The sequence below is a fragment of the Microbispora sp. H10830 genome (assembly GCF_014161375.1).
In the GTDB taxonomy this organism is placed as follows: Bacteria; Actinomycetota; Actinomycetes; order Streptosporangiales; family Streptosporangiaceae; genus Microbispora; species Microbispora catharanthi.
The window spans coordinates 37,678-53,646 of the sequence record NZ_JABBWX010000027.1 but is presented as its reverse complement, the minus strand read 5'-3'; the positions used below and the strand labels follow the sequence as shown (position 1 = coordinate 53,646).

Annotated in this window: 15 protein-coding genes; 5 read left to right on the top strand and 10 right to left on the bottom strand. The window is 72.8% G+C overall.

The features are described from left to right. Positions 1-21: 21 nt before the first annotated feature. The 6 genes from HHX35_RS40060 to HHX35_RS40035 all read right to left on the bottom strand — a co-directional run bounded on the left by HHX35_RS40060 (position 22) and on the right by HHX35_RS40035 (position 5,915). Positions 22-1,452, bottom strand: coding sequence for a S41 family peptidase (locus HHX35_RS40060; RefSeq protein WP_182903817.1), 1,431 nt, complete (start codon positions 1,450-1,452; stop codon positions 22-24). Continuing rightward, positions 1,449-2,510, bottom strand: a complete 1,062-nt coding sequence (locus HHX35_RS40055; RefSeq protein ID WP_182903816.1) for an ABC transporter permease — start codon at positions 2,508-2,510, stop codon at positions 1,449-1,451. Before HHX35_RS40055 ends, HHX35_RS40060 begins: the two co-directional genes overlap by 4 nt. Next, positions 2,507-3,397, bottom strand: a complete 891-nt coding sequence (locus HHX35_RS40050; RefSeq protein WP_182903815.1) for an ABC transporter ATP-binding protein — start codon at positions 3,395-3,397, stop codon at positions 2,507-2,509. Before HHX35_RS40050 ends, HHX35_RS40055 begins: the two co-directional genes overlap by 4 nt. After that, positions 3,394-3,786, bottom strand: a complete 393-nt coding sequence (locus HHX35_RS40045; RefSeq protein WP_182903814.1) for a GntR family transcriptional regulator — start codon at positions 3,784-3,786, stop codon at positions 3,394-3,396. The genes HHX35_RS40050 and HHX35_RS40045 overlap by 4 nt, the downstream gene beginning before the upstream one ends. 80 nt (positions 3,787-3,866) lie before the next feature. After that, positions 3,867-4,583, bottom strand: coding sequence for a MerR family transcriptional regulator (locus HHX35_RS40040; protein WP_182903813.1), 717 nt, complete (start codon positions 4,581-4,583; stop codon positions 3,867-3,869). 75 nt (positions 4,584-4,658) lie between these two features. Then, complete coding sequence (locus HHX35_RS40035; RefSeq protein ID WP_182903812.1) at positions 4,659-5,915, bottom strand: APC family permease; 1,257 nt, start codon at positions 5,913-5,915, stop codon at positions 4,659-4,661. A 254-nt stretch (positions 5,916-6,169) separates the two neighbouring features. Here HHX35_RS40035 and HHX35_RS40030 point away from each other — a divergent pair, with 254 nt between their 5' ends. The 3 genes from HHX35_RS40030 (at position 6,170) to HHX35_RS40020 (ending at position 8,183) form a co-directional block, all read left to right on the top strand. After that, positions 6,170-6,943, top strand: a complete 774-nt coding sequence (locus HHX35_RS40030) for an ArsR family transcriptional regulator (RefSeq protein ID WP_182903811.1) — start codon at positions 6,170-6,172, stop codon at positions 6,941-6,943. After that, positions 6,940-7,326: a VOC family protein gene (locus HHX35_RS40025; RefSeq protein ID WP_182903810.1), complete on the top strand. Its 387-nt coding sequence runs from the start codon at positions 6,940-6,942 to the stop codon at positions 7,324-7,326. Before HHX35_RS40030 ends, HHX35_RS40025 begins: the two co-directional genes overlap by 4 nt. A 149-nt stretch (positions 7,327-7,475) precedes the next feature. Continuing rightward, positions 7,476-8,183, top strand: a complete 708-nt coding sequence (locus HHX35_RS40020; protein WP_182903809.1) for a hemerythrin domain-containing protein — start codon at positions 7,476-7,478, stop codon at positions 8,181-8,183. Positions 8,184-8,301: 118 nt separating this feature from the next. On the opposite strand, the gene HHX35_RS40015 is transcribed toward HHX35_RS40020, so the two are convergent. The 4 genes from HHX35_RS40015 to HHX35_RS40000 form a co-directional block, all read right to left on the bottom strand. Then, complete coding sequence (locus HHX35_RS40015; protein ID WP_182903808.1) at positions 8,302-9,252, bottom strand: sigma-70 family RNA polymerase sigma factor; 951 nt, start codon at positions 9,250-9,252, stop codon at positions 8,302-8,304. 100 nt (positions 9,253-9,352) lie between these two features. Continuing rightward, positions 9,353-10,579, bottom strand: coding sequence for an NAD(P)/FAD-dependent oxidoreductase (locus HHX35_RS40010; RefSeq protein WP_182903807.1), 1,227 nt, complete (start codon positions 10,577-10,579; stop codon positions 9,353-9,355). A gap of 153 nt (positions 10,580-10,732) precedes the next feature. Further along, a complete protein-coding gene (locus tag HHX35_RS40005; protein ID WP_182903806.1) occupies positions 10,733-11,977 on the bottom strand; it encodes an RNA polymerase sigma factor in 1,245 nt (414 codons plus the stop codon). Then, complete coding sequence (locus HHX35_RS40000) at positions 11,974-12,387, bottom strand: YciI family protein (protein WP_259405842.1); 414 nt, start codon at positions 12,385-12,387, stop codon at positions 11,974-11,976. The genes HHX35_RS40005 and HHX35_RS40000 overlap by 4 nt, the downstream gene beginning before the upstream one ends. A gap of 276 nt (positions 12,388-12,663) precedes the next feature. Here HHX35_RS40000 and HHX35_RS39995 point away from each other — a divergent pair, with 276 nt between their 5' ends. Both HHX35_RS39995 and HHX35_RS39990 read left to right on the top strand, forming a co-directional pair. Continuing rightward, positions 12,664-14,220, top strand: a complete 1,557-nt coding sequence (locus tag HHX35_RS39995; RefSeq protein ID WP_182903804.1) for an alpha/beta fold hydrolase — start codon at positions 12,664-12,666, stop codon at positions 14,218-14,220. Between the two features lie 345 nt (positions 14,221-14,565). After that, the gene (locus HHX35_RS39990; protein WP_182903803.1) at positions 14,566-15,873 is read left to right on the top strand and encodes an aspartyl protease family protein; all 1,308 of its coding nucleotides are present in this window, start codon (positions 14,566-14,568) and stop codon (positions 15,871-15,873) included. The last annotated feature ends 96 nt before the right edge of the window (positions 15,874-15,969 follow it).

Genomic DNA, 15,969 nt, shown 5'->3' with positions numbered 1-15,969 from the left:
ACGTGCTCACGTGCGCGCCGGTCACTTGTGCAGCAGGTTCAGGGCCTCGTCGAGGGCGGGGTCGCGCCCTGCGGCGGCGTCCTGCGGGGTCAGCGGCACGTAGTGGTCGGGTGCCACGCCGACCCGGTCGATCACCTCACGGCTGGGCGCCAGGTGATGCGTCGACGGGAACGCCAGGGTGGTGTTGTCGCCGAGGAGGTACGGCCGCGCCGGGCCCGAGACGCCGCCCGCGGTTCGCGTTCCGACCAGCCGGCCGAGACGCAGGTCCTTGACGGCGGAGCTGAAGTGCTCGCAGGCCGAGGCGCAGCCGCGGTCGGTGAGCACCACCAGTGGCAGGCCGAGCAGCGCGACGCTGTCGTCGGTCCGCATGGGGTCGCACGTGCCGTCCGCCGCGCACTGGTAGGCCGTGACCTTACCGTGGGCGAACCCGCTCAGCAGCCGGATCGCCTCGCCGGGGCTGCCGCCGCCGTTGCCACGCAGGTCGAGCACGAGGCCGGTGAGCGTGCGGCTCGCACCCAGCCTGGAGATCGCCCGGAAGACCCGGTTCGCGGCGTCGGGCACGAACCCGCTCAGCCGTACGTAGGCGATGCCGTCTCGCAGCAGCTTCGTCGTCACCACTTGCAGGGTGGCCGGATCGGGCTGGTACAGCCCCGGCTTCAGCGTCACGGTCCGGCGCCGGCCGGTTTTCTGCCGCAGGATGTGGAGCCGAACCGCTCTGGCCTCCGGATATTGCGGGTACAGCGCGGCGACGGCGGCCGGGGTGACCTCTCCGTCGACGAAGGGCGCCGATCCGTTGACGGATTCGATGACGTCGCCGGGGCGCAGCCCCGCGTCCTTCGCCGGTCCGCCCAGGACGCCGGTGACGAACAGCGGGGGCAGGGCGGTTCCGGGGTCGATCCTCACCTGGGGGCCGACGTTGGCGCGCAGGCCCAGGCCGTACTGGTCGCCGTCGTAGAAGTCCGGCGGCCGCTTGCCGCCGTGCGTCCAGCGGGCGTGGTCGTCACCCAGACCGGCCACGATGGCCTGCAGGGTGGCGGCGGCGAGCTTCCCCTGGAGGCCGGCGTCGTCCGGCAGCCGGCTGGTGACGCGCCGGTAGGCCGCCTCGAACGCGGCCCAGTCTGCGTGACGGTCACCGGTCAACGCCGGCATCGTCGCCTCGGGCAGGTCCCGCCCGCCGCGGTTGAGCTCCCGGGTGAAGGCGGCGAATCCCGCGATCAGCAGTGAGCGGGCGTCCAGCGTGGCCCTGCCGTAGTAGTTGGCGAGGATGCAGAAGTACGCCTGCTCGACGACGTCGATCGTGGTGGGCGTCTCCGGTGGGGGATTCCCCTGGGGCTCGGCGCAGACGGACGATCCGCCGGCGGCCGTCGCGGCGGGCTGGGTGCGCGGCGGCGTCGCGGTGCAGGCGACCGCCAGGAGGAGCACGAGCCCGGCCGTCATGGACTTGGCGGTCATGACAGGCGCCTGCGGATCCACCGGAAACAGAGACCGGCGAGGCCGGCGGTGACGAGGACGTAGATCCCGGTCTCGATCCACTGGAGCGGCCAGAAGCGCTCGAACGGCTGGTAGATCGCCTCCTGCCGGTAGCCCAGCCGGTTGATCTCGGCGATGCAGGCGTCGAAGCCCTGTGCCGGATCCTGGGCCTGCTGGGACGGCGCGCACGGTCCTGACGTCATGGACACGCGAACGGTGACGGGGGCGCCGTCGCCGCCGACCACGTGTCCGGACGGATCGGTGAGGCGGCTGGACAGCACCCAGGCGCCCGTGTTACCGGGTATCGCCTTATTCAGGATCACTTGCGGAAACGCTTCGTCGCTGGACTTGTTGAACGAGTCCACGTTCTCCGGGGTGAGCTTGAAGGATGAGCTGACCGGAGGGAGGAGGTGGGGCCGGACCGTCAACGGCATGGCGATCTGAACCGCCGCGAAGACGGCCAGGGTGAGGGCCATGGCGGGCAGGGTGCGCCTGACGATCAGCCCCGCGGTCACGCCGAGCACGAACGCGAACGCCGCATAGGCCATGGGGACGATGGCGCGCGCGCCGAACACCAGGGGATCCATGAGCGTGAAGCCCGGCGCGGCGGACTTGTCGAGGGGGGCGGACCACCAGGTCACCGCGAGACTGCACAGCCCGGCGGCCGTCGCGGCGGCCAGGCCGGTGACCGTGAGCTTGACGGCCAGCCAGCGGGTGCGGGTGATGCTCTGGTTCCACACCAGCAGATGCGTGCCGGCCTCCAGCTCCCGGGTGATCAGCGGCGCGCCCCAGAAGAGACCGATCAGGGCAGGAAGAACCAGCACGACGACGGTGGCGGCCTGGAAGGGGGCCTCATAGTCGTCGAAGAACCGGGCGAAGAAGTGCGCGCAGCCGCCGTCCCGGGTGCAGGCGGTGATGCCGGCGGAGTAGTCGGAGGCCAGTTCCGGCCCGGTCAGTGCCAGGGCGACGGCGAGCACGACGAGCGCGGCGGCCGTCGTCGCGGCCGCGACGCGGAACTGGCGCCAGGTCAGCCAGATCATCGCTGCACCTCCAGGACCGGTCGCCCCTGGGCGGGAGCCGGCCCTTCCATGTAGGCCAGGACGAGGTCTTCCAGGGTGAGCCGGCTGACGGTCCAGGCGGGGTCGTGGATCGTGTCCTCGGTGCGGATGACGAACGTGCTCTGCCGGTCGGTGTGGCTGGCGGAGACGACGTGCTGACCGGCCGGGAGCCGGTCGGGGTCGCGGCGCGGGCCGGTGAGCCGGTGGTGGGTGGCCAGCAGGTCGTCCACCTGCCCCGCGAGCTGCACGCGCGAGCCGACCAGCACGATCAGGTAGTCGCAGGTCCGTTCCAGGTCGGAGACCAGGTGGGAGGAGAGCACCACGCTGAGCTCGTGCTCGGCGACGGCCTCCATCAGGCCCTGCAGGAACTCGCGGCGGGCCAGCGGGTCGAGCGCGGCGACCGGCTCGTCCAAGATCAGCAGCTCGGGCCGTTTGGCCAGGCCCAGGGTGAGGGCGAGCTGGGCGCGCTGCCCGCCCGACAGCTTCCCCGCCCGGTGCCGGGGATCGAGGCCGAGCCGTTCGACGCGTTCTCGCGCGAGCGCGGCGTCCCAGCCGGGGTTGAGCCGGGCACCCAGCCGCAGATGGTCGGCGACGCTCAGGCCCGCGTAGACGGGGGTGTCCTGGGCGACGAATCCGATCCTGGCCAGCTGCGCCGGGTCTCCCGTGGGACGGCCGCCGAGCACGGCGACGGTGCCCGAGGTCGGCGTCAGCTGGCCGGCCGCCAGCTTGAGCAGGGTGGTCTTGCCGGCGCCGTTGGGGCCCACCAGCCCGACGACGTGGCCGGCCGGGATGTCGACGGTGCACTCGCGCAGCGCCCATCGCTTGCCGTACTTCTTGCCCAGGTCCCGGGCCTGCAGGACGGCGCTCACGCGATGTCCTCCTGAGCGGCGGTCCGGAAGGTGGTCATGAACAGCGCCTCGATGCTCTCGTCGTCGAGGCCGGCCAGGCGGGCCTTGGTCAGCCATCGGCGCAGGTCCTGCCGCAGCCGGCCGTGCGCGGCCAGTGAGGCGTCGGCCAGCGTCCTGGTCACGAACGTCCCGACCCCCGGCCGGGCCGCCACCAGGCCCTCGTGCTCGAGTTCCCGGTAGGCCTTGAGCACAGTGTTCGGGTTGATCGCCAGCTGCGCCACCACGTCCTTGACGGTCGGAAGCTGATCGCCTTCACGCAGCAGGCCCAGCCGCAGCGCGTGCCGCACCTGCTGGACGAGCTGCAGGTACGGCGAGACGCCGGACCGGCCGTCCAGGTAGAACTCGATCATTACAACCTCTATTCATCTAGATTCCTAGCACTTTAGGTACGTAGATGTTAAGCGGTCGTAAGGATCACAGGATAGGTGTCTCAGCGCCCGGCGGCGCCGGTGACGTACTCGTGCAGGCGCGCCGATCCTTCCAGCATGGCGACGGCCGTGGAGGCGAGGGCGGCGCCGCGTTCGGCGAGGGCGTCGCGCAGCGCCTCGGTGCTGCCGGTGCGGCGCAGGCCGTCGAGCACGTCTCCGATCCGCGCCAGCGGATACCGTCCCTGCCGCAGCATGTGGATCATGCGGGCGTCGCGCACCTCGGCCGGGCCGTACCACCGGTAGCCGGTGCCGGGCTCGCGCTGCGGCGTCAGCAGCCCGGCGGCCTCCCACACCCGCAACGCCGAGGTGCGTACGCCGAGGAGGGCGGCCACCTCCCCGATGCGCAGGGCGGACCGCGGCGCGGCCGGGCCGCCGGGATCCTGCCCGGCCACCGCTTCGAGCGCCTCCCCCGTCGCCCGCAGGGCGAGCCGCTGCTGGTGCAGCGCGGCGTGGCAGGCGTCCACGAGGGCGAGCGCGCCCGTCAGGTCGCCGTCGTGCACGGCCAGCATGATCGTACGGGCGGCCTCCCACCCGTACCCCTTGGCCAGCGCCCGGTACGCGAGCAGGGCCTCGCGGTGCCGCGTGTCGAACCTGCGGTAGCCGGCGGCCGTCCGCTCGGCAGGCGGGAGGATTCCCGCGTCGGCGTAGTTGCGGATCTGCTGGGTGGAGACCCCTGCCTCCCGCGCCAGATCGACCGGGCGCAGCGCCCTGTGACTCACCTGTGGCTCACCGGACTTGAGGCTTCGGGTCGCATCCGCTCATGATAAGCGCCTGCGAGTCTCAAGTGCCGCTCGTCAGGTGACGGCCCGGCGCAGGGCGTAGACGGCGGCGCCTGCCGCCAGCACGGCGGCACCGGAGACCACCGAGGACAGCGGCAGGGCGAAGGCCAGGATCAGGCACCCGGCCAGGCCGACGGCGGGCACGGCACGCGGCGGCCGTCCCTCATCGCGGCCGAGGGTCCACGCGCCGGCATTGGCGATGGCGTAGTAGACCAGCACGCCGAAGGAGGAGAATCCGATCGCGCCGCGCAGGTCCGCCGTCGCGGCCAGGATCGCCACGACCGCGCCGACGGCCAGCTCGGCGCGGTGGGGCACCGCGAAGCGCGGGTGGACGGCGGCGAGCGCGTGCGGCAGGTGCCGGTCGCGTGCCATGGCGAGCGTGGTGCGGGACACCCCGAGGATCAGCGCGAGCAGCGAGCCGGTCGCGGCGAGCGCGGCGCCTGCCCGTACGACCGGGGCCAGGCCGGGCTGCCCGGCCTCCCGCACGACGGCGGCCAGGGGTGCGGCCGCGTCGCCCAGGGCCGCGCCGCCCAGCACGGCGAGCGCGGACACCGCGACCGCCGCGTAGACGACCAGGGTGAGCCCGAGCGCGAGCGGAATCGCGCGGGGGATGGTCCGCGCCGGGTCGCGCACCTCCTCGCCGAGGGTGGCGATGCGGGCGTAACCGGCGAAGGCGAAGAACAGCAGGCCCGCCGCCTGCAACACCCCGCCGGCGGTGGCGTCGGCTCCGACGTCCAGCCGGCCCGGGTCCGCGGCGCCGGAGGTCAGGCCCGCGACCACCACTGCGGCCAGGACCGCGAGGACCACCCCGACAATGAACCGGGTGAGCCAGGCGCTCTTGTGGATCCCCGCGTAGTTGACCGCGGTCAGCGCCACCACGGCCGCCGCCGCCACCGCGTGGGCCTGCTCCGGCCACACATAGGAGCCGACGGTCAGCGCCATCGCCGCACACGAGGCGATCTTGCCGACCACGAACGCCCACCCCGCCAGGTAGCCCCAGAAGTCCCCCAGCCGCTCCCGCCCGTAGACGTAGGTGCCGCCGGAGGCGGGGTAGCGCGCGGCCAGCCGGGCCGATGAGGTCGCGTTGCAGTAGGCGACCACCGCGGCCGCCGCCAGCCCGAGCAGCAGTCCGGACCCGGCCGCCCGCGCCGCCGGCGACAGGGCGGCGAAGATCCCCGCGCCGATCATCGAACCCAGCCCGATGACCACGGCGTCGGACAGGCCCAGCCGGCGCTCCAGCGGTCCCTGCCCAGCGCGGGCCGGTGTGCCCATGGCCACGCCACCTCCAGTGACATCGATCACCGTACTTCCCGGCCTGCGGGTGCGGACCGGCCGGACGTTCCGTCTCAGGGCCACAGGCGGTGCCGCACCGCGACGTTCTCCCCCACGATCACTCCTCCACTTCACGCCGCCGCGCTCACCACCGCGAGCCCGGCGCCCGTTCCGGATACGCCACGAGGCCGTGGCCCCGGAGCCCGCCTCTTCGGCAGTGTTCCATCAAATGGGTTTGATGTATTGTCCGGGTCATGGCGTCGTCCGAGCAAGCCCTTCCGGCGTTCGTGCGCCTGGCCGCCCACACGCTGCGCTGGCGGCTGTTGACCGAGCTCGCGGCGGGCGACCTGCGGGTCCGCGAGCTGATGACGCTGGTCGGGGCGCCGCAGAATCTGGTCTCCTACCACCTGCGGCTGCTGCGCGACGGCGGCCTGGTCACCGCCACACGCAGCAGCCGCGACGGCCGCGACAGCTACTACCGGCTCAACCTGGACGACTGCGCCCAGGCCCTGGCAGGCGCCGGGGCCGCCCTGCATCCCGCACTGCGCGGCGTCCCCGAGCCGCCGGCGCCTCCGCCGCGGTGGCCCCGTCTCTCGGTGCTGTTCGCCTGCACGGGAAACAGCGCCCGCTCACCGATCGCCGAGGCTCTGCTGCGCCATCACACCGCCGGTCGCGTGACCGTGACCAGCGCCGGCAGCCGGCCCGCGGCACGGGTGCACCCGCACGCCGTACGCGTGCTGCGTGAGCAGTACGGCATCGACATCGCCGACCGGCGGCCCCGCCATCTGGACACGCTGCGCGGGCGCCGGTTCGATTACGTCATCACCCTGTGCGACAAGGTCCGCGAAGCCTGCCCCGAGTTCGGCGACCACGCGCGGCGGATCCACTGGAGCACCCCCGATCCGGCCGCGGCGGGCCGGTCGGAGCAGGACGTCCATGCCGCGCTCGGCCGAGCGGCGGCGGACATCGACACGCGCATCCGTTACCTACTGCCCGTCCTGGCTCAGACTCCGGAGGCTCACTCATGACGGCGACCGGCCACTACGCCTGCGTCCGCTACCTCGTCGACGACGTCCGGGCGGCCGTCGGCTTCTACACCGCCCATCTCGGCTTCACCCTGAACAGCAGCGCCGCACCCGCCTTCGCCGACGTGGTACGCGGGCCGCTGCGGCTGCTGCTGTCCGGACCCGCCAGCTCCGGCGCCCGCGCCACACCCGCCGAGGCCGGCGGCGCGGGCCGCAACCGCATCCAACTGGTCGTCGACGACCTGGACGCCGAGATCGGCCGGCTGCACGCCGCGGGCCTGTCGTTCCACGGCGAGGTGGTCACCGGCCCCGGCGGCCGGCAGATCCTGCTCCCCGACCCCGCCGGCAATCTCGTCGAACTGTTCGAGCCCGCCGATCGGTCCTGATCTCGGCCGGCCAGGCTGGTCGCGTCACACGGATCGCCAGGCGAAGCGTTTACCCGCGCCGCCGCGTGGCGTCCGGCCGTGCGGGGGAGTCTCCGATCGCGTACGAGCACGCGGGCGGCGCCCGACGACCGGGCGAGAACGGAGACGGCGTGGACGATCGTGATTCACCGGCGGTGCGCCGCCGCGACCTGCTTGGCCTGTCCGCCGCCGCCCTCGCGGGGGCGGCGACCGTCACGGCCCCCGCGGCGGCGGCCGCGCCGCGAGCCCCTGAACAGGAGGCGGAGGTGACTCCGCCCGAGGACCTCATGCGCGAGCACGGCGTGCTGAAGCGTCTCCTGCTCGTCTACCGGGAAGGCATCCGGCGGATCGAGGGCGGCGAGCGGGCACCCACGCAGCCGCTGAACGCCGCCGCCCGCATCATCCGCGGCTTCATCGAGGACTACCACGAGCACCTGGAGGAGAAGTACGTCTTCCCCCGGCTGCGCGAGGCCGGCAGGCTCACCGGCACCGTCTCGGTCCTGCTGCTGCAGCACCGCCGAGGACGCGAGCTGACCGAGCGCATCCTCACCGCCACCCGGCATGCCAGGGGTGCCAGGGCCGCCCACACCCTGGTCGCCGACATGGCGGCGTTCGTCCGCATGTACGAGCCGCACGAGGCGCGGGAGGACACGGTGGTGTTCCCCGCCTTCCGTGGGGTCGTGCCCGCCAAGGAGTTCCTCCGCCTGGCCGAGGTCTTCGAAGACGAAGAGCACCGGCGTTTCGGGCCGCGCGGCTTCGAAGGGGTGGTCGACCAGGTCGCCGACATCGAGAAGGCGCTCGGCATCTACGACCTGTCCCGCTTCACTCCCCCCGGATGACGCGTCCCCGTCCCTGAAGCGGCGGAGCCTCGGCGACGAAGGCGGGCATCCGGTGCGGGCGGCGCCGCGGGAGCGGTAGGAAATGCGGGCGCTGCGCCTGGTTGCGGTCGGCGTCGGGTCACCACTGGCTGATGAGCGGCCTGTCCGGTCCGTGCTGCCGCCAGGCTTCGGTGAGGCGGACGAGGCGGGTGGGGGCGGCGATGCCGCGCACGGTCGCGATCTTGCCGCCCGCGATGTCGAACGTCACGGCGCCGATGACCTGGTCGCCGATCACGAAGAGAATGGCGGGGGCGCTATTGACGAGCGCGTAGTGGACGGCGGGCGTGCCGCCGGCGAATCGCCGCTTGGCGGGTGTGGGTTTGAAGCCGGCCCGCACGACGGCGGCGATGTGCTGCGGAGTGTCGTACCGCAGCAGCTTCTCGGCCAGGCCGGCGCCGTCGGAGATCGCGGTCGCGTCGTCGGTGAGCAGCGCCACCAGCCGTTCGGTGCGGCCCGAGGATGCGGCGGCGAGGAATTCCTCGACGACCCTGCGGGCGGATGCCGGGTCGACTTCGCCGCCGCGGCGCGCGGCGGTGATGCGGCGCCGGGCTCGGTGGAGGTGCTGCTGGCTCGCGAACTCGGTGATGTCGAGGATCTCTGCGATCTCGGCATGGCTGTGGGAGAACGCTTCGCGCAGAACGTAGACGGCCCGCTCGAAGGGCGACAGGCGCTCCATGAGCGTCAGCACGGCCAGGGAGACCGATTCGCGCTGCTCGAACGAGTCGGCCGGGCCGAGCATCGGGTCGCCGTCGAGGAGCGGTTCGGGCAGCCAGGCGCCGGCGGTGCGTTCGCGGCGGGCTCGCGCCGAGCGGAGCCGGTCGAGGCACAGGTTGGTGACGACCTTGGCCAGCCATGCTTCCGGCACCTTGATCCGTTGCCGGTCCGCGGCCTGCCAGTGCAGGAACGCGTCCTGCACGGCGTCCTCGGCGTCGGCGGCGGAGCCCAGCAGCCGGTAGGCCAGTGAGGCCAGCCGGCTCCGGCCGGCCTCGAACCGGCTGGTGCCGAAGCGATCAGTGGCGGTGCTGTCCACGCGGACCACCCTTCAGAAGTGAATCACGGGCCGTGCCCGCGTAGGCGCGTTCGTCACGGCCCCGATCGATGGCACGCCCTGCGCCGGCGGGCGCGAGGGGTCAGATCGTCGCGTGCGTGACCGGCTGTGCGGCGGTCTCTGCGGCGGTCGCGTTCGGCGCGGCGGCCAGGCGGTGCTTGCGCCTGGGCATGCCGAAGGTCGGGTGCAAGGTGGCCCACAGCGACATCTTGAGGATGCCCGCCTTGATCCGCGCGGGCTTCCGGCCGCCCATGTACGTCGGCTTTGCTCGCCCTTCGTCGTCGACCATCTGCAGGATCCCGTCCCGCCGCCCGAGGCTGATGTGGTTGTACGTGTAGACCAGCTTGGTGTTCGCGATCTTGCGGCCGGTCAGGCCTCCCACGATCGCCTCGACAGCCTGCCGGCCGGTGTAGCCGGCCGAAGCGCAGGACATCGGCAGCGGCCGGCCGTTGTCGCCGATGGCGTAGGCGCTGTCACCGACGGCGTAGATGTTCGGGTGCGAGACCGACCGCATGATGCGATCGACGACGATCTGACCGTTCTCGGTGACCTCCAGCCCGCCGGCGGCGGCGATGGGGTTGACCGCGAACCCGGCCGTCCACACGGTTGCGTCGGACGTCAGGGCGGTGCCGTCGGCGCACAGCACCCGCGTCGCTTCGACGGCTTCGACGCTGGTGTGCTCCAGGACGCTGATGCCCAGCCGGTCGCAGGCACGGCGCAGGTGACTGCGGGCCCCGGCGGAGAGCCGGGCACCCAGCTCGCCGCGCGCGACCAGCGCGACCGACAGGCCGGGCCGGGATTCGGCGATCTCGGTGGCGGTCTCGATGCCGGTCAATCCGTCGCCGACGACCACCACACGCCCGCCTTCGCCCCGCCTGCCCAGGCTGTCCAGGCCCTCGCGCAGGCTCAGTGCCGAGGGCCTGGCGGCGACGTCGAAGGCATGCTCGGCCGCGCCGGGGACAGTGTGGTCGGCACCGTGGCTGCCGAGCGCGTACAAAAGCGTGTCGTAGCCGAGTTCGCCGACGCCGCCGGCGGCGTCGGCCACGGCGACGACCTGGCGCTCGGGGTCGACGGCGGTGACGCGGGCCACGCGCAGCCGTATCCCCGTGCCCGCGAAGACGTCGGCGAGCTTCGGAGCCTCGATGTCCTGGCCGGCCGCCAGCTGATGCAGCCGCATTCGCTGGACGAAGTCCGGCACGGCGTTGACCACGGTGATCTCGGTGTTCGCCGGGGACAGCCGGCGGGCCAGTGTCCCGGCCACGTAGGCCCCGGCATAGCCGGCGCCGAGGACGACGATGCGGTGCTTCATGTGACGCTCCTGTCGGTCTGATCGCTCTCGGTGAGTTGAGCGGGACGTCGCCCCGATTGCTGACAGGAACTGGGTGTGGCATGGGTCACACAGCGGCAGGAGCTGACCGCGATCCGGCCGTGAGACGGTGTCGCCGGGACTCCGGCCGGCTCGTCAGGCGTCGTCACCCAGGTGGGCGGCGCGGGCGTTGAGGTAGCGCCGGCGCGGCAGGCTCGCCGCCCGCCGGGCCGCCGCCAGGTAGGCCTCGCGTGCCGCCGCCCGCTGTCCGGCCATCTCCAGCAGGTGCGCGCGCACCGCGGGCAGGCGGTGGTCGCGGGCCAGCCGTTCGTCGCCCTCCAGCCCGTCGAGCAGGGCCAGCCCCGCCCGCGGGCCCCGGCTCATCGCCACCGCGACCGCGCGGTTCAGCAGAGTCACGGGGTTGTCCGACATCCCCGCCAGCACCTCGTACAGCGCGGCGATCTGCGGCCAGTCGGTCGTGTCCGCGCTCGGCGCCTCGTCGTGCAGGGTGGCGATCGCCGCCTGGACCTGATAGGGCCCGGGCGCACCCCGCGCCAGGGCCGCGTCGACCAGCGCCACGCCCTCGGCGATGCGGGCGGCGTCCCACAGGGTCCGGTCCTGCTCGGCCATCGGAATCGGCGTGCCGTCCGGGGTGCTGCGCGCGGCGCGGCGTGCGTCGGTGAGCAGCATGAGCGCGAGCAACCCGGCCGCCTCGCCGTCGTCCGGCAGCAGCCGGTGGACGATGCGGGCCAGCCGGATCGCCTCGGCGGTCAGATCCTCCCGGCGAAGCCCGGCCTCCCCGGCGTACCCCTCGGTGAAGACCAGGTAGAGCACGTGGAGGACGGCGCTGAGGCGCGCGTCGTGGTCGGCTCGCGCAGGCATGCCGAACGGGAGGCCGCTGTCCCTGATGCGTTGCTTGGCCCGGGTGATGCGGCGGGTCATGGTCGCCTCCGGCACCAGGAACGCCCGGGCGATCTGCGCGGTGGTCAGGCCGCCGACCGCGCGGAGGGTGAGGGCGATCTGCGAGGCGGGCGACAGCGCGGGATGGCAGCACATGAACAGCAGGATCAGCGTGTCGTCGGGCCCAGACGTGGACGCGTCCGCGCCGGGCGCGAGCCGCCACTCGGGAAGCGCCCGCCTGCCGGCGGCGTCCTCCCGTTCGCGCCGGGCCTGCTCGGCGCGCAGCAGGTCGGTGAGCCTGCGGGCGGCGACGGTGACGAGCCAGCCCAGCGGGTTGTCCGGCAGGCCGTCCTCCGGCCAGCGGACGGCGGCAGCGAGCAGCGCCTCCTGCACGGCGTCCTCCGCGGTGTCGAAGTGGCCATACCGTCGCACGACCGCGCCGAGGACCCGCGGCGCCAGGCCGCGCAGCAGGTCCTCGGCCTCGCAGCGACGCGTCGTCACAGCTCCAGCTCGGCCTGCGACTCGGCGATCGGACGCACGTCCACGTACCACTCGTGCGTCAGAGCCGCGTCCTCGGGATGCGGGGTGTGCGCCAGGCGCGCGGCGATCTGCGTCGCCCGGTCGAAGCTGTCGCACTCGACGATCGTGTAGCCCGCCAGGACCTCCTCGCTCTCGGCGTACGGGCCGTCGGTGACGACGGGGACTCCCTCACGCAGCCGGATCCTGCGGGCGTGGACGGGGGCGGTCAGGCCCTGGGCGTCGACGAACTCCCCCGACTTCACCAGGTCGTCGTTCCACTCCGTCATGAACGCGTGCATGGCCGCGGCGTCCTCGGCCGACCAGGCGGGTCCGTGGCCCGGCCGTCCCGCCAGGACGTCGTAGTCCCGCTGCGAGCCGTACAGCATGATCATGTACTTCACGGTTCGTTCCTCTCCGGCGGGCATCTTCGGCACCGCTTCACCAAGGACGTCGAAGCCGGCCCCCTGATCCGGACACACCCGTGGCCGGGAAAGCCCGTCCGGCCACTGTGCCGGAGCGGCGGCGGGCCCTGTCAAGCGAGGGAACGCTGGGAAAGTTTCACGCGCGGGCACGGGGGCCGTGCCCCGGAGCAGCGCGCACTCCCCGCCGGACGGCACGCAGGGCCGGACCGTTGGCGCGCGCGGCTCCCGTTGATCAGTGTGTGCGGCATGACGTACTGGGCAGGCGCGGCGCGGATCGCGGCCGTCGCGGCATCGATCGTGCTGCTCTCGCCGGCGCTCCCGGCGCCGGCGGCGGGCGTGGCGGGCCTCTCCTCGGGCCGGAATCCGCAGCAGAATCCCCTGCAGGACCCACAGCAGGACCCACAGCGGGATCCGCGCCGGCATCCGACGCGGGATCTGCGCTGGGGCGACTGCGCGGGGGTCGACGATCCCGCCCTGCGCTGCGCCGAGGTCACCGTGCCGCTTGACCACCGCCGTCCCCGCGGCCGGACGATCACGATCGCGATCTCGCGGCTGCCCGCGACCGACCCGGCCCGGCGCCGCGGCGTGCTGCTCACCACCGGAGGCGGCCCCGGCGGGCCGGGCGTGCCGCTGCCGTCGAGCCTGGCACCCCTGCTGTCCCCCGAGGTGCGGGCGCGCTACGACCTGATCGGCTTCGACATCCGATTCGTCGAGCGGAGCACGCCCATCGGCTGCGGCCAGGAGGTGGAGGAGCCCGGCGGCTACTGGGTCCGCACCGCCACCCCCGGAAGCTTCCCGGCCGACGCGGCCGAGGCCCGCGCGTACGCCCGCGACTGCGTGCGCGCCGCCGGGTGGGCCCTGCCGTACGCCACCACGGCGAACGCCGCCAGGGACATGGACGTCATCCGGGCCGCGCTCGGCGAGGAGAAGATCTCCTACCTCGGCGGATCGTACGCGGGGATGCTCGGGGCGGTCTATGCCGCCTTGTTCCCGGGCAGGGTGGACAGGTTCGTGCTGGACAGTCCGGTCAACCCGGACAACGCGTGGCGGCCGTACGAACTGGACCGCACCCCGGCGTTCGAGGCCGGGACGGGCGCCTTCGCCGCCTGGACGGCCGAGCGAAACGCCGTGTACGGCCTCGGCGGCACGGCGCGGGAGGTCACCGACGCCGTCGCGGGGCTGATCCGGCGCGCCGCGACGGCCCCGGTCGTCGTCGCGGGTCACGCCTGGACGTCGGGCGAACTGGGGACGCTGCTCGTGGCGGGCATCTACGACGAGCGCTCCTTCGGGCTGGTCGCTGCGGCGTTCGCCGACATCGCCGCCGGGCGGGAGCCCTACGTGCCGTTCCCCGTCCGCCCGCTACCGCCCGCGGGGGTGCCCGGCGTCCCGGCCGACAACCACACGGCGACCAACATGGCCTACCGGTGCGGGGACGGTCCCTGGCCGCGTGACCCCCGCGACTACCAGCGTGATCTCGCCTCCTACAGCGCACGGTATCCGCTGTTCGGCCCGGCCAACGCCAACATCACGCCGTGCGCCTTCTGGCCCCGGATCAAGGACGAGCCGGTGCGGCTGCCGGCCGACCGGGCGCCCGGAGTCCTGGTGACCGCCGCGCTGCGGGACGTGGCGGCGCCGGTGGCCAACAGCCGCGCCGTGGCGGCAGCCATCCGGGGCTCGCGCCTGGTCACCATCGACGCGCACACCCACGCGCCGTACCCCGCCTTCGGCAACGCCTGCCTCAACGGCCAGGTCGACGCCTTCCTCACCACCGGGACGCTCCCGCCCGCCGACGTCGCCTGCTGACCCCGTCGGGCCGGGTCGGCCCGGCACAGGGCGCCGCCCCCTCCGCGGACATGGGCTGAACACCGTCGTGTGGCCCCCATCCCCCGAACAGTTCGCGGAACACCTGCAGCGTTGTCTGCCGCATGCCGGGTTTCTCGCCGGCCGCCACCGTCGGTTGCGGCCGTGACACGACCATGACACGGCGCGGACGAGGCGGGGACACGGCTGGCCGACAGTGGGTGGGGCCGGCGGTCGAACTGCGGGTGAGTTGCCGAACCAAGCACGGCGAGATGAGCCGGCCGGGGCTGCTGTGACCATCCGCTGGATGAGAGTTCCGGCGAAGGTGATCACGAAGAGGAGAAGGCGTTGGTAAATGACGGAGAATGGGACCGGCGTTCGGTGTTGCGGGGCGCCGCGGTGCTGGCCGGTGCGGCCGCGACGGCGCCGCTGTTAGGCGGGGCGGCCACGGCTCTGGCCGGCGGCGGTGACGCGGACGCGCTGTTCAAGGCCGGGAAGTTCGAGCAAGCCGGCCGCGCGTACGAGGAGATTCTGAAGACAGACCCCACGAACCTGCACGCGGCCCGACGGCGCGGCTATGTAGCGTTACTGGCCAACAAGTTCCCCGACGCCGAAAAATACCTCAAGATGGCCGTCGAGCTGGCACCCGACGACAAGGACGCCAACTACTTCCTGGCCGACTGCTACATCCGGCAGGACAAATTCTCCCTGTCCGCACCACACTGGCAAGCAGCCGGCGAGGACAGCTACGCCAAGTGGTTCGCGGCGGTCAGCGGGGAGCCGTATCAGATCCACGGCGACATCGCGCGTGTGCCATTCCAGCAGATGGACCCGATTCCGCTGGTGGAGGCCTCGGTCAACGGCGGGCCGCCGAAGCGCTTCATGTTCTACACCGGCGCCCCGAATCTGAGCATGCGCGCGTCGGTGGCAAAGGAGGCCGGGCTGAGCCCGGTCGCCAGTCAGAAAATCGAGTACGAGAACGACACCATATGGGCGTACTACGGGGTGCTGGACTCCTTCAAGCTGGGCGGCATCGAACTGCGCAACGTACCCGTGGGCTGGTCGTCGAGGGAGTCGGGCGAGGATGTCGACACTGACAGCGACGGCCTGATCGGCACGTGGGTCTTCTACCACTTGCTGACCACCTTCGACTACGCGGGGCGGTCGCTGATCCTGCGCCGCCGGACCCCCGAAACGGCCAGGAAGGCACGCGCCGACGCCATACGGGCGGGTGCCGAACCCCTGCCGCTGTGGCTGGCCCGTGAGCAATATCTGCACAGCAGGGGCAGCATCGCCGGCGTCGCCGGCTCCGGCACAGGGGTGGTGGGCGTGAACTTCGGCGGAAGGGGCGAGATGGCCGCGGTCGTGTTCGGGGACACTGCCAAGCAGTTGGGGATCCGCACCGACCACGACCGCCCCATCGGGACTTTCGCCCACAGCCACCCAGCCGTCACCTACCCCTGCTACCCGAAGGAGATCCGCCTCGGCAACGCCACCGCCAAGGAGATCTACTGCGAGAACCACCCAGGGGCCGAGCTCGCCCCCTTGGGGTTCGACGTGCCGACCGCCTTCTTCCACTGCTTCTACAAGCCCTACAACGTCACTCTCGACTTCACCGACATGAACCTCTACATCGCCCGCGGTAAGGCCACCTAATCAGTGCGACTGCACGGGCGTCATGAGAGCGGTCTCGCCCGTGGCCGCTCCGGCGATGTCCGCGGTGGCGTTGGTGATCCCGCCGTTCGCCGTCAT

Excerpts from the sequence above, each read along its gene's own strand:
- HHX35_RS40010 (WP_182903807.1), bottom strand. The coding sequence starts at position 10,579 with ATGAAGCACCGCATCGTCGTCCTCGGCGCCGGCTATGCCGGGGCCTAC.
- HHX35_RS40035 (WP_182903812.1), bottom strand. The coding sequence starts at position 5,915 with ATGGGCACACCGGCCCGCGCTGGGCAGGGACCGCTGGAGCGCCGGCTG.
- HHX35_RS39995 (WP_182903804.1), top strand. The coding sequence starts at position 12,664 with ATGACGTACTGGGCAGGCGCGGCGCGGATCGCGGCCGTCGCGGCATCG.
- HHX35_RS40030 (WP_182903811.1), top strand. The coding sequence starts at position 6,170 with ATGGCGTCGTCCGAGCAAGCCCTTCCGGCGTTCGTGCGCCTGGCCGCC.
- HHX35_RS40045 (WP_182903814.1), bottom strand. The coding sequence starts at position 3,786 with ATGATCGAGTTCTACCTGGACGGCCGGTCCGGCGTCTCGCCGTACCTG.
- HHX35_RS40025 (WP_182903810.1), top strand. The coding sequence starts at position 6,940 with ATGACGGCGACCGGCCACTACGCCTGCGTCCGCTACCTCGTCGACGAC.
- HHX35_RS40060 (WP_182903817.1), bottom strand. The coding sequence starts at position 1,452 with ATGACCGCCAAGTCCATGACGGCCGGGCTCGTGCTCCTCCTGGCGGTC.
- HHX35_RS40000 (WP_259405842.1), bottom strand. The coding sequence starts at position 12,387 with ATGATCATGCTGTACGGCTCGCAGCGGGACTACGACGTCCTGGCGGGA.
- HHX35_RS40055 (WP_182903816.1), bottom strand. The coding sequence starts at position 2,510 with ATGATCTGGCTGACCTGGCGCCAGTTCCGCGTCGCGGCCGCGACGACG.